Raw genomic sequence first — 21,226 nt, 5'->3', positions numbered from 1 at the left:
AATGGGAATCCCAAGAACCCCGGTCCGACGAATCGCGGTACTCGCCCTCCTGGCCCTGGCCGTCACCGCGTGCGCCAGTGAGAAGGCCACCGGGGGCAGCGGGGGCGCCCCCTCCGCCGTCGGGGGGGACGGCGTGAAGACCGGCCCCGGCGTCACCACCGACAAGATCACGATCGGTCTGATGACCGACCTCACCGGTCCGTACGCCTCCTTCGGCAAGAGCCTGACCCAGGCACAACAGCTCTACTTCGAGCAGACGAACGCGGCGGGGGGCGTGTGCGGGCGGCAACTGGAGGCTCTGGTCCGTGACCACGGCTACGACGTGCAGAAGGCGGTCGCGGCCTACACCGAGATCTCCCCGAAGGTGGTGGCCCTCGCCCACGTCGTCGGCTCCCCCATGGTCAACGCGGTCAAGCAGCGCATCGAGGCCGACGACATGCTCACCATCCCGCAGGCGTGGGCGACCGGGCTGCTCGGCAGCAAGCCCATCCAGGTCACCGGGACGACCTACGACATCGACATGATCAACGGGGTGGACTTCCTCACCAAGGAGAAGGGCATCAAGTCCGGCGACAAGATCGGCCACCTGTACTTCGAGGGCGACTACGGCGAGAGCGCGCTGAACGGCTCCAAGTACGCGGCGGAGAAGCTCGGCCTCAAGCTGGTGGAGCAGAAGATCAAGGCCACCGACCAGGACATGAGCGCCCAGGTCGCCGCCTTCAAGGCCGAGGGCGTCAAGGCCGTCCTGGTCTCCGTCGGCCCCAGGCAGACCGCCTCGCTCGTCGGCGTCTCGCTCGCCAAGGGCATGGACGTGCCGTTCGTCGGCAGCAACTCGGCCTACTCCCCGCAGCTGCTGCCCACCCCGGCGGGCCCCGCGCTGCTGAAGGACTTCTACTACATCACCGCCGGCACCCCGATCAGCGCCGACCAGCCGGCCATGAAGAAGCTGGCCGCCGACTACGCGGCGAAGTATCCGGACGCGGCCATCGACAGCGGTGTCTCCTCCGGTTACTCGGCGGCGGCGATCGTCGTCGACGCGCTCAAGAAGGCCTGCGAGGGCAAGGACCTGACCCGGGCCGCCGTGGTCGCCGCGCACCGCGGCCAGTCGGCCTGGGGTGCGGAGTTCGGCACCGTCATGGACTTCACCACGTTCGACAAGCCCGCCTCGCTGCTGTCGTACGTCGCCAAGCCGGACAAGGACGCCCTGGGCGGCGCGGTGATCTTCAAGGAGGCCGCCACCTCCGACCTGGCCAAGGCCTACCAGGTCCCGGTGGGCTGATCCGCGGTTCACGGCGGCGCCCCGCACCTCCCGCGACGGAGGTGCGGGGTGCCGCCGCTCCGGGCTAGCGTGGCGGGGACCGCAGACCTTCGCGCCCGGGGACACGATGACCCAGAAGCTCAATACCGGCAGCCACGACCTGCCGGTCTCCGACGCCCTCGCCGAGTTCATGAACACCGGCTGGGCCGACACCCACCGCGACGACCTGGCCGCGCTGCCACAGGCCGCCTACACCGCCAAGCGGCGTGCCGCGCTCGCCGCCCGCTTCCCCGGCGAGCGGCTGGTCGTCCCGTCCGGCACGCTCAAGGCGCGTAGCAACGACAGCGACTACCGGTTCCGGACGCACAGCGCGTTCGCCTACCTCACCGGCGACCAGGAACCCGACGACGTGCTGGTCGTCGAGCCCTCCGGGGAGGCCGTCCTGTTCCTGCGCCCCCGCTCGGTGCGGTCGGCGCCGGGACAGGCCGGGCAGGAGTTCTACCGCGACCGCCGCTACGGCGAGTTCTGGGTCGGCCGCCGCCCCGACCTGGCCGAGGCGGAGGCGCTGTACCAGATCGCCTGCGCGCCGATCGACAGACTCGACGACGTGCTCGGCGGGCCCGCGCGGGTGCTGCGCGGGGTGGACGCGTCGGTGGACGGGCGAGTCGCGCCCGGCGACGGGGACGAGGAACTGGAGACGTTCCTGTCCGAGATGCGGCTGATCAAGGACGACTGGGAGATCGCGGAGCTGCAGTTCGCGGTGGACGCGACCACCCGCGGGTTCGAGGACGTGGTGCGGGCCCTGCCCGCCGCCCTGGGGCACCGGCGCGGCGAGCGCTACCTGGAGGGGATCTTCGGCCTCCGCTCCCGCCTGGAGGGCAACGCGGTCGGCTACGACAGCATCGTGGCCTCCGGCGCGAACGCGTGCGTGCTGCACTGGATCCGCAACGACGGGCGGCTGAACGAGAGCGAGCTGCTCCTCCTCGACGCGGGCGTGGAGACCGACCACCTCTACACCGCCGACATCACCAGGACCCTGCCGCTTTCCGGGCGCTTCGACCCCGTCCAGCGCCAGGTCTACGAGCTGGTGTACGAGGCCCAGGAGGCGGCGATCGCCGTCCTGCGACCCGGTGCGAGCTTCCGCGACTTCCACGGTGCGGCCATGCGGGTCATCGCGGAGGGACTGCGCGACTGGGGCGTGCTGAAGATCAGTGCGGACGAGGCGATGGAGCCGGACAGCGGCCTGTACCGCCGCTACACGCTGTGCAGCAGTGGCCACATGCTCGGTATGGACGTGCACGACTGCGCCAGGGCCCGCGCGGAGGTCTATCTGGACGGCGTGCTGGAGGAGGGCCAGGTGCTGACCGTCGAACCCGGCCTCTACCTGCAGCCTGACGACCTGACGCTGCCGCCGGAGCTGCGCGGCATCGGGGTGCGCGTCGAGGACGACCTCGTCATCACGGCCGACGGCGCCCGTCTCATGTCAGGCGGTCTGCCCCGCCACCCGGACGAGATCGAGAAGTGGATGCAGTATTAATTGCGACGCTAACGCGTCGCGGTTCGGCCGCTCTTGTCCGGCTCCTTCCCTCGTCGACCGGGGCCGCTCGTTCCTCGCGGCCCCGCTCTCCTCAGTCCAGTCGCCGGCGCGGCCTCACGGGGGGCCGGAGGTAAACGACCTCACGAGGCCCGTAGGTGAGCGGCCTTGTGGGGTCCGTAGGTGAGGCGGCTTCCGTGGGGTGCGCAGGGACGCGCCCCGTGGGAGGCGGGAGGAAAATGTGGGGGGCTGACAAGTTGAAAGGTGGGGGTCATACCTTTTCATCAAATTACTTGAGAAGCATCGACTTACTGGAATACCCGTCAGTAGCGTGGCTGATCCATGGTCTGAGTCGCTAGTTCCGAGGTGGTCATGGCTCAACGGACGGCGGGTTGATGGCGGTCGGCGGACGGACGAGGGTCACCGGTTACCTGGTCCGCCGGACGACCGGCGTGCTGGACCGGGTCGGCGACATGTCGGTGATCGCCCTTGAGGGTTTCCGCCGCACCTGGGACGTCAGGACCTGGTTCTGGGAGTTCGTCCAGCAGTGCTGGTTCCTGGCCCGTGTCACGAGCCTGCCCGTACTGCTCGTCTCGCTCCCGCTGGGCGCGACCGTCGCCCTGCAGGTGGGCCAGCTGGCCTGGCAGCTGGGCGCCTCCTCCGCCACCGGCGGCGCGGTGGTCGTCGGCCTGGTCCGCGAGGTCGCCCCGATGGCCTCGGCCCTGCTGATCGCCGGGGCCGGAGGCTCGGCCATGACCTCCGACATCGGCGCCCGCAACATCCGCGACGAGCTGGCCGCCATGGAGGTGATGGCGGTCAACCCGATCCACCGCCTGGTCACCCCCCGGCTCTGGGCGGCGAGCACGGTGGCGGTGCTGCTGGTACCGCTGGTCATCGTGGCCGGGGCGGGCGGCGGCTACTTCTTCAACGTCATCGTCCAGGGCGTCACGCCCGGCGCCTACTTCGACGGCGCGGTCTCGCTGCTGGTCACCAGCGACCTGCTGGTCACGCTGCTCAAGGCCTGGATCTTCGGCTTCATCGCGGCCATCATGTCGTGCTACTTCGGCATGACCTGCCAGACCAGCCCGGTCGGCGTGGGCCGGGCGGTGAACCAGTCGACGGTCGTCACGTTCATGCTGGTCTTCGCGGTCAACTACGTGATCACCATGATCTACTTCCTCGCCTACCCGCCGAGGAGCATGTGATGGCCGCCGTACCGGAGGTGCGCACCGCGGGGGTCCGCGCGTACGGGCTGGCCCGCGACGGCCTGGACCGGCTGGCCTCGCTGTCGGACTGGCCGCTCTTCCTGTGGAAGGTCGTCTTCTACTCGGTCAGGGACATCGTCCTGCGGCTGAAGTTCTCCAAGGTCGTGCTGCGCCAGGTCAGCGACGTGGTGGTGGGCGTCGGCGCGACGGTCATCGGCGGCGGCATGGTCTTCGTGGTGTTCACCATGGCCTTCGCGGTCGGTGCCACCGTCGGACTCCAGGGCTACCAGGGACTGCAGTCGATCGGAGCCGAGTCCTTCATCGGGCTGGTGGGCAGCTTCGCCAACGTGCGGGAGATCACCCCGATCATCGCGGCGGTCGCGCTCGCGGCCCAGGTCGGCTCGTCCTTCACCGCCGAACTCGGCGCCATGCGGATCTCCGAGGAGATCGACGCGCTGGAGGTGATGGCCATCAACGCGTTCACCTACCTCATCTGCACCCGCGTGGTGGCCGCGATGATCGCGCTGATCCCGGTCTACATGATCGCGCTGTTCGCCAGCTTCTTCGCCACCCGGCTGATGTGCACCGTCCTGTTCGGCATGTCGCCCGGCGTCTACGACTACTACTTCTACCTCGGCCTGCCGGTGATCGACATCGTCTACAGCGTGGTCAAAGTGGTGGTGTTCGCGTTCGCCGTGGTCAGCATCCACTGCTACTACGGGTTCAACGCCACCGGCGGCCCGGTCGGCGTGGGCGTCGCGGCCGGGCGGGCGATCCGGCAGTCGATCATCACGGTCATTCTCCTCAACCTGCTGCTGTCCTACCTGTTCTGGGGTGGCGGCAGCAGCCTGAAGCTGACGGGGTGAGCCCGATGGCGACCAGGGGCGAGGTGGCGCTGCCGATCAGACTGGCGATCTCGGTCGCCGTGCTGCTGGTCCTGGCCGGGTCCGTCTTCCTGGTGGTGCGGGGTGCGGCCGAGGTGAGCGGCACCCGGCTGAGCGCGGTGTTCACCCGCTCGGGCCAGGGCCTGGACCCCAACTCCCCCGTCAAGATCCGCGGCATCACGGTGGGCGGGGTCAGCTCGGTCACCCTGAACCGGCAGGGCCAGGCCGTGGTCGCCATCCACGTGGACCCCGGGGTCAGGGTGCCCCAGAGCGTCACCGCCACGATCGAGCCGAGCTCGGTCTTCGGCCCCAAGTTCGTCAACCTCGTCCCCGGCTCCGGCGAGACCTCCGGCCCCTACCTGCTCAGCGGCGCGGTCATCACCAGGACCGAGGCCCCCTCCGACCTGTCGGACTCCCTCACCGACGCGTACGAGGGGCTGAAGGCGATCGACCCGCAGGACGTCACGACCATCGTGCACACCCTTGGCCGGGGCCTGGACGGCAAGGGTCCGCAGCTGCGGGCGATCGTCGACGACGCCGGGAAGATCATCGGGGTGGCCCACCGGCACCGCGCCGACTTCCGGCGGTTCATCGGCGACGCCGGAGACCTCAGCGCGTCCCTCGCCGACAAGGGCGACGAGCTGGTGGCCATCTCCGCGAACACCAACGTGATCACCCCCGACCTGCTGAAGCGGGCCGACAAGGTACGCGCCCTGCTCAAGGAGTTCGACGATCTCTCCCACCTGAGCGCGCACGGTCTGCGCGAGCACCGCGGCGACCTCAAAGCCACCGTCAACTCCGGTGAACGCCTCGCCTCCCTGCTGTACGCGCAGCTCGGCATCGTCGGGGACGGTGTGCGAGGGCTGAACCAGCTGCTCTCCGCGCTCAACGACCTGGCCTCGGGGCAGGGCCCGAACGGTACCGCCCAGATCAAGATGGAGACCTTCATCTCGACGGACGTGTGCGAGCTCTTCGTTGGCGCGTGCGGCTCCACGAAGGGCGGGTGAACGCGTGGCCGGATCCGCGGAGCAGGTTCAGCGCCGCTGGACACTGGGCAAGTTCGCGCTCTTCCTCCTGGTGACGGGCACGCTGATCATCCTGATCGGCGGCCAGATCGCCAGGGTGAACGTGGGCGACTCCTACAGCCTCGTCGCCACCTTCGACGACGTCTCCGGGCTGCACGAGGGAGACCAGGTGAAGATCGCGGGTGCGCCCGTCGGGCAGGTCGGCACGATCGAGGTGGTCGCCGGCCGGGCCGAGGTCACGCTCAACGTACGGACGGACGTCCGGGTCCCGACCGACAGCTCGGCCTCGATCCGCTGGCGCAACACGATCGGGCAGCGGGTGGTCTACCTGGAGCCGGGCACCGCGGACAAGACGCTCGGCGACGGCGCCCGCGTGGAGCGGACGAGTTCGGTGGTCGACATCGGCGAGCTCGTCAGCGACCTGGGCCCGCTCACCCGCAGCCTCGACCCCGAACAGATCAACCGGTTGCTGACCGCGGCGGGCGAGGCGCTGGACGGCAACCAGGAGAACATCCCAAAGCTGGTCGACAACCTCGACGACCTGACCGGCACGATCGCCGAACGCAAGAAGGTCATCCAGGGGCTGCTGGAGGACTACGCCACGGTGACCGACGTCGTCGCCCGCAGGGACAGGCAGATAGCCCAGCTGGTCGACAACCTGGTCGCGCTGACCGGCGCGTTCGCCCGTAACCGCGAACTGGTCGACGACGCCCTGGTGGAACTGTCCACCACGGTCAGGGTCAGCGACCGGGTGCTCGGCGCGAACTCCCAGGAGCTCGGCCGGGTGGTGGGCCGTCTGACCCGGTTCACCGGCGGCTTCCGGCGCAACATCGGCGGTGTGGAGAAGCTGCTCGGCACGCTCCCCCCGCCGATGCGGCGCTCGTTCCAGGTGACCGCGCAGGGCGACTTCGTCACCGCGTACGTGCCCTGCTTCGCGCTCGGCCCGCTGCCATGCCCGTACCCGATGAAGAGCCCTCCGCCGCTGCGCGGCTCGTTCAAGCTGTCCGACACCGGTGACCTGCGGCGGGTTCTGGTGGGGCCCTGATGGCACTCAAGTCGTTCCGCGACCGCGACAGGACCCTCGTCGGCCTGGTCTCGATGGCGGTCCTCGCCATCGTGCTGGCCGTCACCTTCCTCATCGGCAACCTGGGGCTGCTGGAGGGGGGATACACGATGTCGGCGGTGCTGCCCGACTCGGCCGGGCTGCGTTCCGGCAACGACGTCCGGGTGGCGGGGGTGACGGTCGGCAAGGTCACCGGGGTCCGTGCCGACTACTCCCAGGGGCACGTCGTGGTGACCTGGAGGGTGGACGACGGGATCAGGCTCGGCCCGCAGACCCGGGCCGAGATCGCCCTGTCCAACCTGCTGGGCGGGCGCTACGTCAGGCTCACCGGGCCGGTCACCCGCCCGTACATGGACGAGCTGCCCGAGGAGCGACGCCGGATCCCCATGTCCCGGACGAGCACCCCCGTGCTGATCACCGACGCGCTCAAGGACGCGACCCGGCTGGCGCAGCGGCTCGACACCGACTCCGTCGACAGGCTGCTGACCGAGCTGGCGGAGCTCAAGCCCGCCCGCCAGGGCAGGGTCAGCAGGCTGCTGGACAACATCGGCGAGCTGTCGGAGATCATCAGCGAGAGCGAGCCCGAGCTGCGGCGGCTGCTGGACAACGGCAACAAGATCATGGACGTGCTGGAGAAGAAGGACGCGCAGATCGGCCGCCTGATCGACTCGATCGAGGTCATGCTCAACGAGCTGCGACTCCGCCGTGACGAGCTGAAGTCGTTGCTCGGCGACGGCAGCGACCTGGTCGGCAGCATCACCACCCTGGTCAACCGGCACGAGAAGGACCTGATCACGGTGCTCGACGACGTGACCGCCATCGGTAACCGCCTCGACTCCACCAGCGGCAAGAACCTCAACTCGGTTCTCGCCTGGGTCGGCCCCACCTTCTCCGGGCTCGCCGCGACCGGCGGTCACGGGCCGTGGGTGGAGGCCATCGCCACCGGGCTGGGACCGATCGACCCCGAAGTGCTCGCCGCCATCCGCAAGGACAGGAACAGCCGTTGACAGCACAGGGACAGCAGGGAGCGAGCCGCTCGCACCGCGCCCGCGCCGCGGCGTGGTCCCCTGCGTGGGCTCCGGCGCGCAGGGGGATCGCGGCGCTGCTCGCGGGAGTGCTGCTGGCCTCCACCGGAGGGTGTTCGCTGCTGCCGGGCGGGGCCGGCCCCTACCGGCTGACCGCCTACTTCAGCGCGGCGCCCTCGCTGTACGAGCAGGCGAAGGTCAAGGTGCTGGGCCTGGACGCGGGAACCGTGCAGAAGCTCACGGTCGAGGGCGACCGGGTCCGGGCGGACCTGCTGATCGACGGCGAGGTACCGCTGCCCGCCGATGTCAACGCCATCGTGGCCGCGCAGAACACGCTGGGCGAACGGAACGTGGTGCTCCATCCGCCCTGGACGCCCGGCAAACCGAGGATCGCCCCCAATACGGTGATCCCGCTGGAGCGGACCGACCTGCCGGTGGAGATCGACGACGCCCTGGAGGCGTTCACCAAGCTCACCGACGCCCTCGACACCGACAAGATGGGCGATGTGGCCGGCAACCTGGCCGACACCGTCAGAGGCCGGGGCACGCAGATCAACGGCGCGCTCGCCGACGCCGCCTCACTGACCCGCACCCTCGCCGGGCAGGACGAGCAGCTGATCGAGCTGGCCAAAGGACTCAACCGGATCGCCACCAACCTCAACAGGCGTGAGAAGCAGGTGAAGAGCACCATCGACGCCTTCGCCGAGGCCGGTGCCACCCTCGCCGACGAGCGGCAGCGGATGAAACGCTTCATCACCGGCCTGGCGGAGCTCGTGCAGCGCGGTGACGTGCTGATCGAGGCGTACCAGGAACGGCTGCCCAGGGGGGTGGCCAACCTGGCCGAGCTGGTGCTGACCCTCAAGGTCAACAGCGAGTCGGTGGCCGAAGGTATCAGGAGCACCAGGAAGTTCCTCGACAACATGATCCTGTCGTGGGACAGGAAGAACCACGTGCTCAAGATCCGTGTGGTGCTCAACGCCCTGACCCGGGCCTGGCTGACCCCGCTCTTCGAGGCCCTGGGCCTGGGCAGGGTGCCCTGCCTGCCGGGAGAGCTGAGCAACTGCCCCTGGCAGGGAAGCGGGAAGGGCCGCTGATGGGCACGGGACTACGGGAGCGGACAAAGACGCCATCGGGGACACCGGCGGGCGCGGGCCGGTGGCGGCGGTGGACCCGCCCGGTCGCCGGGCTGGCCGTGCTCTGGCTGGGCACGGCGTGCAGCCTGCAGACCCTGGGCGCGCCGACCGGCGGGCTCACCCTGACCGCGACCTTCGACGACGTGCAGAGTCTGGTCGCCGGGCACAGCGTGCAGGTCTCCGACGTGCGGGTGGGCAGCGTGACCGACATCCGGCTGGAGGGCTACCGGGCGAAGGTCACCATGTCCATCGAGGACGGCAACCAGGTGCCCGAGGGGACGAGCGCCATCGTCGCCAAGACCTCGATCCTCGGCGAGAACTACGTCGAGCTGGATCTTCCCGAAGGACGGGACATGACGACGGGGCCGTTCATGCGGAACGGCTCGGCCATCGCCGTGACCTCCGTCAAGCCCGACATCGAGCAGGTCACCGAACGGGCCGGGCCGCTCATCGACGCGCTCGGCGCCCAGGACGTGAACGCCGTCCTGGACGCGGCGGCGACCGGGATCGGCGGCAAGGGCAAGGACCTCAACCGGCTCCTGCGGCAGACCACCGAGGTCACCACCGCCTACGCGCAGTCCCGCGAGGACCTGGCCCGTACCATCGACGGCCTGGCCAGGCTCGGCGACGAACTCGCCAAGGGCACCGCGGAGCTGGACCGGCTGCCCGGCACGCTCGCCGACGCCACCACCCGCCTGAACCACGGCCGCAGGCACATCAAGAAGACCCTCAAAGAACTCACCGCGCTGGCCCGCGAGGCCAACGACACCATCTATCCCAGGCACGAGGCCCGGCTGCGCACCCTGCTGCGCGAACTCGACGCGGTCTCCGCCTCCGCGATACGCGGCAAGGAGGACCTGAAGCTGCTGGTGAGCCGGGTGCAGAGCTTCCTCGACCAGCCACCGCTCGTGGTGAACGGCCAGTTGCTGATCTCCGTGTGGCTGAAAGGACTGCTGGTGTCCGAGCCGAAGAAGAGCGACAGGCCCCGCCTGCCCAACTCGGTGGACGACTTCCGCCTGCTGCTGGGGCCGCCGCGATGAGGAACCGCATCTGGATCAACCTCGGCTTCTTCGTGGTACTCGGCGTCGTGATGACCGTGTGGGCGTTCACCACCATCATCAAGCTCGACCTCGTCGAGCGGCCGTACCGGATCAACGCCGAGTTCCTCTCCTCCCCAGGCCTGGTGGAGGGCTTCGACGTGGCCTACCTCGGCGTGCGGATCGGCCGGATCAGCGGCGTGGAGCTGGCCCCCGGCAAGATCGTTGTCGCGCTGAGCATCGATCGCGGGGTGCGACTGCCCCGGGACGTCACCGCCGAGGTGCGTCGTAAGTCCGCCGTCGGCGAGCCGTACGTGGAGATCTCCCCGCCCGAAGGCGGAGCCGGCGGGGGCGCCGTCCTGGCCGCGGGCGCCACCATCCCGCTGGCCAGCACCTCGGTGCCGCTCGACTACCGGAAGCTGTTCGACGGAATCGGCAAGCTGCTCGACGCGGTGCCGGCCGAGGACGCCCGGACCATCGTGGGAGAGCTGGCGGCCGGGCTGAACGGGCGGACGACCTCGATCCGGGAGATCGTCGACAACGCGCACGACCTCACCGCGACCCTCGCCGAGAACACCGACGTGCTGGACGAGCTGTCGGTGCAGCTCACCAGGCTCACCGGAACCCTGGCGGGCCGGCGCGAGAAACTGTCCGAGGGGGTGGCGGACCTGGCCGGGGTGACCCAGGCCATCCGCGACTCCCGCAAACAGCTGAACGCCGCCCTCGACCACGGGCCGAGCTTCTTCCGGCAGGTCAACACCCTGCTCACCACCGCGCGCCCCGGCCTTTCCTGCCTGCTGACCGCCGGAGGCATCAAACCCGGCAAGATATTCGGCGGCGCCGCCCCCGACAACGTCAACCGCCTGCTCCGCAACATACCCACCGCTCAGGCGCTGCTCGCCGACGTGGGCGACAGGCAGGCCGACGGCCTGTACGGCAGGACCGCGTTCATCTTCAGCGTCCCCGGCGGTCCCAAGGCCGCGCGGGAGTATCGCAACCCGCTGGCTCCCCCGACGATTCCCAAGCTCCGTACCTGCCCGAAGGGACCCGCGAGCAAGGTGGCGGTCGGAAGGGACGAGGAGGCTCCCAGCGAAGAGAACGCCGAAGGAACCACCGACGACGAGTCGGCGGACGGAGCGACCGCCGAGCCCGGCGACGCGACGCCGGCGCCCGAGGAGAGCCGGCAGCCGGTACCGGCCGCGGACGCCGGCCGGACCTCGGAGTCCTCCCAGGACATGACCCCCCTCATCGTTGCGATCTTCGCCGCGGTCGTCGTCTCCGGCGGTGTGCTCGGCTGGATCGCCGTCGGCCGGGCCTCCCGCCGCCGTGAACAGGAGTAAGCCCTTGACCCCCACCCCCCGCACGTCGGAACAGCGCCGGCACGACCCCGCCGAGGACACTCCGGACCAGGACCGGGAATCCGCTGAGGAGACGGAGGCCGGACCCTCCGCCGGGACGAGCACGGAGGAGGACGCTCCGGTTCCCGAGCGGAAGCAGGGCCGGGAGACCGCTGACGAGACGGAGGCCGGACCGTCCGCCGGGGCGAACGCGGACCCCGAGCGGGAGCACGGAGCCGCGGACCGGAAAAAGAGCGGATTCAGCACGTGGCGCGGCAGGCTGGCCGGTGCCGTCGCGGCCATGCTGTTCGCGGCGACCGCGACCACCGCGGTGCTCCAGTGGACGGCCGCCGACCGGCTGGCGCGGGAGAAGGCCGACCGCGGGGCGGTGTCCGCCCGGGCGGGCGAGTTCGCCGTGGCCCTGCAGACCTACGACCACACCGACCTGCAGGCCTACCGCGACCGGGTCTTCGCCATCTCCGGCGAGGACTTCGAGAGGACCTACAACGAGGCGTTCAGCCCGCTCGAAGGCGTGATCATCACGATGCGGGCGAGCTCTTCGGCCTCGATCCGCGGCGTCTACGTCTCGGAGGTCGGCGAGGGCAGGGCGAAGGCGATCACGGTGGTCGACTCCCAGGTCACGAGCACGGCCGGGACCCGGCGCATGCTCGGCACGTACATGGAGCTGAGCCTGATCAAGACGGGGGGCCAGTGGAAGGTGAACGCGGCCACGGTGATGGGCGCCGCCGAGGAACTGGTCACCGACCCGAACGGCGAGACCGCCGAGCCGTCCCCGACGTCATCCCCGGCACCGTCACCGGCACCGTCACCGAGCAAGAAGGGCGACTGACGACGGAGAGAACCCCCTCCGGTCGCGCTGACGCCGCCTACCACGAGTGATCGGCGCCTTCTGAGGTAGGTTCTGATCCATGACCCTGCAGCAGGCCTCGCCCGGCGAACGGAGTGGTCGGTCGGGGGGCGGACCCGCCGAAGTCACCGGCGCGGGGAACGAGAGTGGTGAGCGACCGGTGAACGACGAGACGCCTCGCTGGCTGTCGTCAGTCGAGCAGCGCGCGTGGCGCGCCCACCTCGCCGCGCACAAACTCCTCGAACACCGCCTCGACCGCGAACTACAGCCCTTCGGGCTCTCGGTGAACGACTACGAGATCCTGGTGAACCTGTCGGAGACCCCCGGGCACCGCATGCGGATGAGCGACCTGGCGGACGCCACGATCCAGTCCCGCAGCCGGCTGTCGCACCAGATCTCCCGGATGGAGAAGGCCGAGCTGGTCGCCAGGGAGACCTGCGCCGATGACCGGCGCGGCACCTTCGCCGTCCTCACCGAGCACGGCTGGGACACCATCAACAGGGTCGCGCCGCACCACGTGGCCGGCGTACGCCGGCATTTCATCGACCTGCTCACCGACGATCAGCTGATCGAGCTGGAAATCGCCTACGCTCCGGTGGTGGAGCATCTCAAAAACTTTCGCTGACGCGAAACCGATACCGCCCGTACTCCCTTACTAGACCACGCTGTCGTTACGATCCGCCCATGTCTGCTCGCCGGATCTTCATCGCCGCGGTGCTCGCCGCGTGCTCCCTGGTCACCGCCTGCAGCGGCGGCGACGCCTCCGACGCTACGACGGCCCTCCCCAGCGGAGCCGAGCTGGTCAAGCAGTCCGCGGAGGCGACACGTGCCGTGAAGTCGGCGACCTTCTCCATGGAGACCGAGGGCGCTCCCGCGGTGCCGGTCAAGAAGGCCTCCGGCCGCCTCAGCGGGACCGGCGACGCGGACGGCACCATCCAGATCGACGTGGCGGGCAGCCTCCAGGAGATCAGCTTCGTGCTGATCGGGGAGACCGTCCACTTCAAGGGGGTGACCGGAGGCTTCCAGAAGATGTCACGGAGCCAGCTGGCGGCGATCTACGACCCGTCCGCCATCCTCAACCCGGAGAAGGGCGTCGTACAGTTGCTGAGCAACGCGCTGGACCCGAAGACCCAGGCGGCCGAGAAGGTGAACGGCGTCGACTCCTACCGGGTCTCGGCGACGCTCTCCCAGCAGGTGCTCGCCACGATGGTGCCCGGCCTCGCGCAGAGCGTGGACGGCACGCTCTGGATCGACAAGACCACCAGCCGCCTGCTCAAGGCGGATCTGCCACTGACCGGCGGCAAGGTGATCGTGGTCTTCAGCGACTACGACGTGCCGGTCCAGGTCACCGCTCCGGCTCAGTGATGGCGACCCGCGCCGTCCCGGAGGACGGTGGCCGGACGGCCCGGCGACGGGCCGCTCTCGGCGTCGGCGGCACCGCAGTGCTGCTGGCGGCGCTGGACGCGTACGTCGTGGTCACGGTCCTCGTCGACATCGCCAAGGACGTCGACGTCCCGCTCAACCACATGGAGCGGGCCACCCCGATCGTCACCGGCTTCCTGCTCGGCTACATCGCGGCCATGCCGCTGCTCGGCCAGCTCTCCGACCGGTACGGCAGGCGCCCGCTCATCCAGCTCTGCCTGGCGGGCTTCGCGGTGGGCTCGGTGGTCACCGCGCTGGGTGAGACGGTGCCCTGGCTGGTCGCCGGACGGGCCCTGCAGGGGGTCGCGGGCGGTGCGCTGCTGCCCATCACCATGGCTCTGATCGGAGATCTGTGGGATGAGGACGAGCGTCCGGTGGCGCTCGGCGCGGTGGGATCGGCCCAGGAGCTCGGCAGCGTGCTGGGCCCCCTGTACGGCGCGGCCCTCGCCGCCCTGGTCCCGTCCACCCTCCAGCTCGGCGGCGTGCAACTCGGCGGCTGGCGGTCGATCTTCTGGCTGAACATCCCGCTGGTGGCCCTGGCCGCGGTCGCCGTACATCGGTCGGTGCCGCCCCCCGGCCGTGACCGGAACGGCGCCGGCGGCAGCCGCGTCGACGTGATCGGCGGGCTGCTGCTGGCGCTCGCGCTCGGCCTGCTCGTGGCCGGTCTCTACAACCCCGACCCGAGCAAGGCGGTCCTCCCGCCCTGGGGCCTGCCGGCGATCGTCGGCGGGGTCGTGTCCGGCGCCGTGTTCGTCGCGTGGGAGACGCGCGCCAGAACCCGGTTGATCGACATGGCGGGGGTGCTGCGCGGCCCGTTCTTCGCCACGCTCGGGGTGAGCTTCCTGACCGGTGCCGCGCTGCTGGTCACCCTGGTCGACGTGCAGCTGTCGGCCCAGACCCTGCTGCGCCTGGACACCCTGGACGGCGCCCTGGTGCTGTCGCGCTTCCTGGTCGCGCTCTCGGTGGCCGCTCTGGTGGGCGGCCTGGCGTCCCGCCGGTACGGTGAGCGCGCGGTGACGGTGATCGGGCTGGCGCTGGCCGCGGTCGGCTACGTGCGCATCGGCCAGTGGCCACTGGACCTCGCCTCGGCCGGGTACCGGATGGACGCCGACCTGATCGTCGCCGGTCTGGGTCTGGGTCTGGTGATCGCACCGGTCTCCTCCGCGGTGCTGCGCGCCGTCCCCGCCGTCCAGCACGGGGTGGCCTCGGCGGCGGTGGTCGTGGCCCGGATGATGGGCATGCTGCTCGGTGTCGCCGCGCTGTCCGCCTGGGGCTTCCACCGCTTCCAGTCCCTCACCGCGGACCTGGACACACCGCTGCCCTTCGGCGTGGACCCGGCCGTGTACGCCACCCGGCTCGCCGAGTACGAGGAGAAGGTCAGGGCGGCGCTGCACACCGAGTACAGCGAGATCTTCCTGATCACCGCCGCCCTGTGCGGGGTGGGCGTGCTGGTCGCGCTGCTGCTGCCGAGCGGGTCCGGGTCGTCCGACCCGGTCTGACCTGGGCAGCTCCGTCCCCAAGTACACTCTGGCCGTTCGCTGATTCTCAGTGTTTCTCTGTGAGGACCAGCGAGCCGCCGCGTTGCCGTGGCAGCGTTCTCCCCTGCGGGAGTTCCCGTTTCACCGGTGCGAGCCTGGCGCGAACACCAGGACTTACCGCTCCTCCACAGGCGTTTAGCGTCTCCCCGCAACTCTGGGCGACGTCGGCCGCAAGAGCGGCCAGGTTGAGTGCAGCGTTAAGATCCCGGTCCAGGACCAGGCCGCACCCGGTGCACTCATAGGTGCGTTCGGACAGGGGCAGCTTGGCTTTCACCGCACCACAACCCGAACACGTCTTACTGGAGGGATACCAGCGATCGGCCACTACCAGCCGCCCGCCACTCCAGCCGGTCTTGTAGGTAAGCTGCCGTCTCACCTCACCCATCCCGACATCGGCCACCGCGCGGGCCAGGCACCGGTTGGCGAGCATCCCCGACACGTTGAGGTCCTCGACCACGACCGTGCCGTAGGTGCTCGCCAGGCGGGTGGTGAGCTTGTGGATGCCGTCGCGTCGCTGGTTGGCCACCCGGGCGTGCACCCTGGCCAGCGCCGCCTTGGCCTTGAACCACCGGGCCGACGCCTCATGCCACCCCCCGTCGGGGGTGCGCGGTCCCACCCGGCGGGCCAACTGCTTGTTCAATCTACGCAGCCTGCGCAGTGCCGTTCGATGGTGCTTGGGGTTGGCGACGACCTCGCCTGTGGACAGCACTGCGAGGTCCTTCACACCCAGGTCCACGCCCACGACCGCCCCCGGTAGCGCCGGGGTGCGCTGGGTGCGGTCGATCTGGCAGGTGAGAGCCACCACCCACCGGCCTCCCTCCAACCGGACGGTGGCCGACAGGATCCGGCCGGTGCCGCGTTCGAGGTGGCGGGCGAGTTTACGGGTGGACTCACGGGTGCGGATCGCGCCCAGCCGGGGCAGCGTGAGATGGTGGCGATCAACCTCAACCCGGATGGTGCCGGTGGTGAACCGGCAGGCCGGGGTAGTGCGGTGCTTGGACTTGAACCGGGGAAACCCAGCCTTCTTACCCGCCCGGGTGCCAGTGCGGGAGGCCGCCCAGTTCTTCAACCCCCGTGCCACCCCGTCCAGGCCACTGTTGTAGGCCTCCTTGGAGTTGTTCGCCCACCACGGCGCTGCCTCACCCTTGGCGAGGTTCCACGACCGTCTCAAGGAGTACAGCGACCAGGGCACCTCGGTCAGCTGATCCTCGGCCACCGCGTAGGAGCGCTCGGCGTCGCGCTGGTCCAGCGCGGCCTTGACGCGGGCCAGGCCCCAGTTGAAGACGAACCGTGCCGCGCCGCAGTGCGAGGCGAGCGCTTCGGCCTGCTCGGGGGTGGGGTCGAGGGCGTAGCGGTAGGCCTGATGAACCCGCACCACCCCACCCCCGCCCTTTACTCGGTGTTGCCAGCAGATGGTGGTGAGCCTACGTCCGGGCGATGATCGACAGCTTCCCAACGGGGAGAAAACCCGGCACCGACCCGGGAGTGAACCTAGGCACCGCGTGCCGTCCCGTCCGATGCCCCAGCCAACCGGGTGGAAGAATCCAGTAGAGAACTGATAAACACTGATGAAACAACCAGCAGTTCACAACCCCTCCACGGGTGACCTGCGGCATGCCCTGCCCGGCACCGGGAGAGGGCTGCGTCCCGCAACGGTACGCCACGGGGGTTCGATCATTGGGTGAACGTACCGACGACCATTGGGGTGACGTGATATTTGAGGGGGCCACGCGACCGGACCTGGCCGGACTCGGCGAGGGATTCGACGCGTTCTGGCGTGAGCGGCACCTGTGCACGCTGACCACCGTCCGCTCCGACGGGACGCCGCACGTGGTGCCCGTCGGGGTGACACTCGACGCCGGCACGGCGATCGCCCGGGTCATCACCTCGCGCGGGTCGTACAAGGCCCGGCTGGTGGCCGCCGCGGGTCCGGCGGGCGCGCCGGCCGCCGTCTGCCAGGTCGACGGGCGGCGCTGGTCCACCCTGGAGGGACGTGCGGTGCTCCGGGGCACCCCCGAGGAGGTCGCCGACGCCGAGCGCCGGTACGCGCTGCGCTACCGCGCCCCCCGGGTGAACCCCGACCGTGTCGTGATCGAGATCCAGGTGACCCGGGTGCTCGGCAATGTCTGACCCGGGACACGTCCCGCTCCCCCGCGTCCCCGGGCTGCCGGACGAGGCGTTCGAGCACGACGGGCAGCTGACCAAGCGCGAGGTGCGGGCGGTCACCATGTCCCGCCTCGCGCCCGTCCCCGGCGAGCTGCTGTGGGACGTCGGCGCGGGTGCGGGGAGCATCGCGATCGAGTGGATGCGCTGCCATCCCGCGTGCCGGGCCGTGGCGGTGGAGAGCCGCCGGGACCGGGCGGAGCGGGCCGCGCGCAACGCCGCCGCGCTGGGAGTGCCCGAGCTGGAGATCGTCGTCGGCACGGCCCCCGGCGCGCTCGCCGGGCTGGCCGCGCCCGACGCCGTCTTCGTCGGCGGCGGCGCGACGGTCCCCGGCGTGCTGAGCACCTGCTGGGCGGCGCTCAGGCCGGGCGGCAGGCTGGTGGTCAACGCGGTGACCCTGGAGTCCGAGGCGGTGGTGGCCGACTGGTACGGCAGGCACGGCGGGGACCTGGTGCGCCTCGCGGTCGGCCGCGCCGCCCCGGTCGGCGGCTTCACCGGCTGGCGGACGATGATGCCGGTGACCGTCTGGTCATCGGTCAAGGAGTCACCGGTCAAAGAGTCACCGGTCAAGGAGGAGGAGTCTTGACGGCCAGGGTGCGTTTCGTCGGAGCGGGTCCCGGAGCCGCCGACCTCGTCACGGTGCGCGGCCTGCGGGTGATCGCCTCGTCCCCGGTGTGCCTGTACGCCGGATCGCTGGTGCCGCGCGAGCTGCTGGACGACTGCCCGCCCGGGGCACGGCTGGTGGACACGGCCGGGCTCACCCTCGATGAGATCGTCGCCGAGATGGCCGGCGCGCACGCGGCCGGGCTGGACGTCGCCCGGCTGCACTCGGGCGACCCCTCCGTCTTCAGCGCGATGGCCGAGCAGATGCGGCGGCTGGACGCGCTCGGCATCCCGTACGACGTGGTGCCGGGTGTCCCGGCCTTCGCGGCCGCGGCGGCCTCGCTGAAGCGGGAGCTCACCGTGCCGGGAGTCGGGCAGTCCGTCATCCTCACCCGTACGTCCGCGCGTGCCACGCCGATGCCGCAGGGCGAGGAGCTGGCCACGCTCGGCGCGAGCCGGGCGACCATGGTGCTGCACCTGGCCGTGCAGCGGATCGAGGCGGTCGTCGCGGAGCTGCTCCCCGCCTACGGCGCCGACTGCCCGGTGGCGGTGGTGGCCCGGGCGAGCAGGGACGACGAGGTGATCCTGCGGGGCACCCTGGCCGACATCGCCGAGCGGGTCAGGGCCGCCGGGGTGCTGCGGACGGCGGTGATCGTGGTCGGGCGGGTGCTGACGGCCTCGGCGTTCCCCGACAGCCACCTCTACTCGGCGGACAGGTGCCGGGGGTGAGCGGCCGATGCGACGCCTGCTGATCCTGGGCGGCACCGCGGAGGCCAGGGCGCTGGCCGCCCGGCTGGACGGGCAGGCGGATCTGCACGTGGTGTCCTCGCTGGCGGGACGGGTCGCCAACCCCAGGCTCCCGGTCGGCGAGGTGCGCGAGGGGGGATTCGGCGGCCCCGAGGGGCTCGCCGAGTGGCTGCGGGAGCACGCGATCGACCTGGTCGTCGACGCCACCCACCCGTTCGCCCGGCGGATGACCGCCTCGGCCGTCTCGGCCTCCGCCGGCACCGGGGTGCCGCTGCTGGTGCTGCGCCGCCCCGGCTGGCAGCAGGGTCCGGACGACGACTGGCGCTGGGTGCCCACGCTTGAGGCCGCCGCCCGCCTGCTGCCCGAGCTGGGGAGGCGGGTCTTCCTCACCACCGGCCGCCGCAGCCTGGCCGCGTTCACCGGCCTTGACCTGTGGTTCCTGGCCAGGTCCGTCGATCCGCCCACCCCACCGCTGCCCGGCCGGACGGTGGTCGTGCTCTCCCGGGGGCCGTACACCCTGCGCGGAGAGCTGGAGCTGATGCGCGAGCACCGCGTCGAGGTGCTGGTGACCAAGGACAGCGGCGGCGAGATGACCACCGCCAAGCTGGCCGCCGCGCGGGAGCTGGGGCTTCCGGTGGTCATCGTACGGCGGCCGCCGGTTCCCGGCGGTGTCCCGCTGGCGGACACCGCCGAGGCGGCCGCGGCCTGGGTGAAGGCTCAGGCCGGGTAACGGCGCGGGGTGTAGACGACGGGCCGTCCGCCGCGTTCGGTGAGCCGGGTGGTGGACGAGCCCACGATCAGCAGGCAGCGCATGTCGATCGCGGCGGGGTCGAGATCGGCCAGCTCCACGACGCGCACGCTCTCCTGCGGACCGCCGACATCCCGTCCGATGACGACGGGCGTGCGCGGGGAGCGGTGTTCGAGCAGCAGGTCGCGCATGGCGGCCACCTGCCAGGTCCGGCTCCGCGAGGCCGGATTGTAGATCGCCAGCACCAGGTCGGCCCGTGCCGCGGCGGTGATCCGGTCCGCGACGACCTCCCACGGCTTGAGCAGGTCGGACAGCGACAGCACGCAGAAGTCGTGGCCCAGCGGGGCCCCGGCGCGACTGGCCACCGCCTGGGCGGCGGTCAGGCCGGGCAGCACGCGTACCTCGACATCGGCGAACCTCGGCTCGGACGCGACCTCAAGCACCGCGCTGGCCATGGCGAACACCCCCGGATCGCCCGAGGAGACCACGGCCACCCGCGATCCGGCGGCGGCCAGCCCCAGCGCGTGCGCGGCGCGCTCGGCCTCGACCCGGTTGTCCGTGGGGTGGCGGCGCTGGCGCGGGTTGGGCGGCACCCGATCGAGGTAGGGGCCGTAGCCGATCAGCTCGTCGGCCCGGGCGAGGGCGTCCTGTACCTCGGGGGTCAGCCACGGCCGCCCGGCGGGGCCGAGTCCGACGACGACGACCTCGCCACGCCGGTCGCCCCCGGCCTCCTCCCCGCGATCGCCGACGATCTCCGTCCCGAGCGAGGACCGGGAGACGTCCCGATCGCCGGTGTCCCCCACCACGAGCGGGGTCGCGTCGGTTCCGGCCGCGGCCTCCGTGAGCGGAACGAGCGGGCTGGGCAGCAGCGCGAGGGAGAAGTACGGGACCGAGGCGGGGTCGACGTCCGCCAGCGGCTCGATGCGCTGCTCGCCGGTGGTGGCCCGCTCGACGTACCAGGCGTCGTCGAGGCGACCGGCCTCGGCGAAGGCGGCGCGGACCTTCTCGAAGGTCCTGCCGAGTTTCAGCACCGCGGCCGAGTCGGCGGCGGCCAGCCGCTCGGCCAGCACGTCCGCCGGGAGCGTGCCGGGCAGCACGGTCAGCGTCTCGTCCCGCTCGACCAGCGGGCGGCCGAGCACCGCGGCGGCCCCGCTGACCGAGGTCACCCCCGGCACCACCTCGGTCGGGTACCGGTGCGCGAGCCGCTTGTGCATGTGCATGTAGGAGCCGTAGAAGAGCGGGTCGCCCTCGCAGAGCACCACCACGTCGCGTCCGGCGTCCAGGTGCGCGGCCAGCCGCACGGCGCAGTCGGCGTAGAAGTCGTCGAGCGCGCCCTGGTATCCGCCGGGGTGGTCGGTGGTCTCGGTGGTCACCGGGTAGATCAGCGCCTCCTCGACCTGGTCTCCCCGCAGGTAGGGCAGGGCCACCGACCTGGCGATGCTCCGCCCATGCCGGGCGCTGTGGTAGGCGATCACGTCGGCCGCGCCGAGCAGCCTGGCCGCCTTCACCGTCACCAGCTCCGGGTCTCCCGGCCCCAGTCCGACCCCGTACAGGCACCCGAGACCCTCGCTCAACCCGCTCACTCCCCCTCACCCGCGACCGCGTTGACGACAGCCGCCGCCATCGCGAGCCCGAC

The 21,226-nt window shown here is 70.9% G+C and carries 19 protein-coding genes and 1 pseudogene; 18 read left to right on the top strand and 2 right to left on the bottom strand.

What is annotated here, in order from left to right:
• Position 1 precedes the first annotated feature (1 nt).
• The 14 genes from AB0J58_RS05245 (at position 2) to AB0J58_RS05180 (ending at position 15,290) form a co-directional block, all read left to right on the top strand.
• Positions 2–1,279 carry an ABC transporter substrate-binding protein gene (locus AB0J58_RS05245; protein ID WP_364210508.1) on the top strand — a complete coding sequence of 426 codons (1,278 nt, stop codon included), beginning with the start codon at positions 2–4 and terminating at the stop codon, positions 1,277–1,279.
• Between the two features lie 106 nt (positions 1,280–1,385).
• Positions 1,386–2,795, top strand: coding sequence for an aminopeptidase P family protein (locus tag AB0J58_RS05240; RefSeq protein WP_364210505.1), 1,410 nt, complete (start codon positions 1,386–1,388; stop codon positions 2,793–2,795).
• Positions 2,796–3,187: 392 nt separating this feature from the next.
• Complete coding sequence (locus tag AB0J58_RS05235; protein WP_343963754.1) at positions 3,188–3,997, top strand: ABC transporter permease; 810 nt, start codon at positions 3,188–3,190, stop codon at positions 3,995–3,997.
• Complete coding sequence (locus AB0J58_RS05230; protein ID WP_343963752.1) at positions 3,997–4,863, top strand: ABC transporter permease; 867 nt, start codon at positions 3,997–3,999, stop codon at positions 4,861–4,863. Before AB0J58_RS05235 ends, AB0J58_RS05230 begins: the two co-directional genes overlap by 1 nt.
• Positions 4,864–4,868: 5 nt before the next feature.
• Positions 4,869–5,888, top strand: coding sequence for an MlaD family protein (locus AB0J58_RS05225; RefSeq protein ID WP_364210502.1), 1,020 nt, complete (start codon positions 4,869–4,871; stop codon positions 5,886–5,888).
• A 4-nt stretch (positions 5,889–5,892) separates the two neighbouring features.
• The gene (locus AB0J58_RS05220; RefSeq protein ID WP_364210499.1) at positions 5,893–6,951 is read left to right on the top strand and encodes an MlaD family protein; all 1,059 of its coding nucleotides are present in this window, start codon (positions 5,893–5,895) and stop codon (positions 6,949–6,951) included.
• The gene (locus AB0J58_RS05215) at positions 6,951–7,976 is read left to right on the top strand and encodes an MlaD family protein (protein ID WP_364210496.1); all 1,026 of its coding nucleotides are present in this window, start codon (positions 6,951–6,953) and stop codon (positions 7,974–7,976) included. Before AB0J58_RS05220 ends, AB0J58_RS05215 begins: the two co-directional genes overlap by 1 nt.
• Complete coding sequence (locus AB0J58_RS05210; RefSeq protein ID WP_364210493.1) at positions 7,973–9,088, top strand: MCE family protein; 1,116 nt, start codon at positions 7,973–7,975, stop codon at positions 9,086–9,088. The genes AB0J58_RS05215 and AB0J58_RS05210 overlap by 4 nt, the downstream gene beginning before the upstream one ends.
• Positions 9,088–10,167, top strand: a complete 1,080-nt coding sequence (locus AB0J58_RS05205) for an MCE family protein (RefSeq protein ID WP_364210491.1) — start codon at positions 9,088–9,090, stop codon at positions 10,165–10,167. Before AB0J58_RS05210 ends, AB0J58_RS05205 begins: the two co-directional genes overlap by 1 nt.
• Positions 10,164–11,504 (top strand): MCE family protein, encoded by a 1,341-nt coding sequence (locus AB0J58_RS05200; RefSeq protein ID WP_364210488.1) that lies wholly within the window; start codon positions 10,164–10,166, stop codon positions 11,502–11,504. Before AB0J58_RS05205 ends, AB0J58_RS05200 begins: the two co-directional genes overlap by 4 nt.
• Positions 11,505–11,508: 4 nt before the next feature.
• Entirely contained in the window at positions 11,509–12,351 is an 843-nt protein-coding gene (locus AB0J58_RS05195) for a hypothetical protein (RefSeq protein ID WP_364210485.1), read from the top strand.
• Between the two features lie 79 nt (positions 12,352–12,430).
• Positions 12,431–12,994: a MarR family transcriptional regulator gene (locus AB0J58_RS05190; protein WP_364210482.1), complete on the top strand. Its 564-nt coding sequence runs from the start codon at positions 12,431–12,433 to the stop codon at positions 12,992–12,994.
• A gap of 59 nt (positions 12,995–13,053) precedes the next feature.
• On the top strand, positions 13,054–13,734 hold the full coding sequence (locus AB0J58_RS05185; protein ID WP_364210479.1) for an LppX_LprAFG lipoprotein: 681 nt from the start codon (positions 13,054–13,056) through the stop codon (positions 13,732–13,734).
• Complete coding sequence (locus AB0J58_RS05180) at positions 13,734–15,290, top strand: MFS transporter (RefSeq protein WP_364210476.1); 1,557 nt, start codon at positions 13,734–13,736, stop codon at positions 15,288–15,290. The genes AB0J58_RS05185 and AB0J58_RS05180 overlap by 1 nt, the downstream gene beginning before the upstream one ends.
• A 46-nt stretch (positions 15,291–15,336) precedes the next feature.
• Here the strand turns inward: AB0J58_RS05180 and tnpB are convergent, their stop codons facing one another.
• Positions 15,337–16,704 carry an IS607 family element RNA-guided endonuclease TnpB gene (gene tnpB / locus AB0J58_RS05175; protein WP_364210473.1) on the bottom strand — a complete coding sequence of 456 codons (1,368 nt, stop codon included), beginning with the start codon at positions 16,702–16,704 and terminating at the stop codon, positions 15,337–15,339.
• A 365-nt stretch (positions 16,705–17,069) separates the two neighbouring features.
• Here tnpB and AB0J58_RS05170 point away from each other — a divergent pair, with 365 nt between their 5' ends.
• The 4 genes and pseudogenes from AB0J58_RS05170 to AB0J58_RS05155 all read left to right on the top strand — a co-directional run bounded on the left by AB0J58_RS05170 (position 17,070) and on the right by AB0J58_RS05155 (position 19,572).
• Entirely contained in the window at positions 17,070–17,459 is a 390-nt protein-coding gene (locus AB0J58_RS05170; RefSeq protein WP_364210676.1) for a pyridoxamine 5'-phosphate oxidase family protein, read from the top strand.
• Positions 17,460–17,475: 16 nt separating this feature from the next.
• Positions 17,476–18,078, top strand: a pseudogene (gene cbiT / locus AB0J58_RS05165) (precorrin-6Y C5,15-methyltransferase (decarboxylating) subunit CbiT); the annotation flags it as partial.
• Positions 18,075–18,824, top strand: a complete 750-nt coding sequence (cobM, locus tag AB0J58_RS05160; RefSeq protein WP_364149688.1) for a precorrin-4 C(11)-methyltransferase — start codon at positions 18,075–18,077, stop codon at positions 18,822–18,824. The pseudogene cbiT and the gene cobM, both read left to right, overlap by 4 nt.
• Before the next feature lie 7 nt (positions 18,825–18,831).
• Positions 18,832–19,572: a cobalt-precorrin-6A reductase gene (locus AB0J58_RS05155; RefSeq protein WP_364210470.1), complete on the top strand. Its 741-nt coding sequence runs from the start codon at positions 18,832–18,834 to the stop codon at positions 19,570–19,572.
• Here the strand turns inward: AB0J58_RS05155 and AB0J58_RS05150 are convergent.
• Entirely contained in the window at positions 19,560–21,164 is a 1,605-nt protein-coding gene (locus tag AB0J58_RS05150) for a precorrin-2 C(20)-methyltransferase (protein WP_364210467.1), read from the bottom strand. The two genes, AB0J58_RS05155 and AB0J58_RS05150, sit on opposite strands and share 13 nt — an antisense overlap.
• Between the last annotated feature and the right edge of the window lie 62 nt (positions 21,165–21,226).

This window comes from Streptosporangium sp. NPDC049644 (assembly GCF_040675205.1).
Lineage (GTDB): Bacteria > Actinomycetota > Actinomycetes > Streptosporangiales > Streptosporangiaceae > Streptosporangium > Streptosporangium fukuiense.
This window is presented reverse-complemented; position numbering and strand designations above follow the sequence as displayed.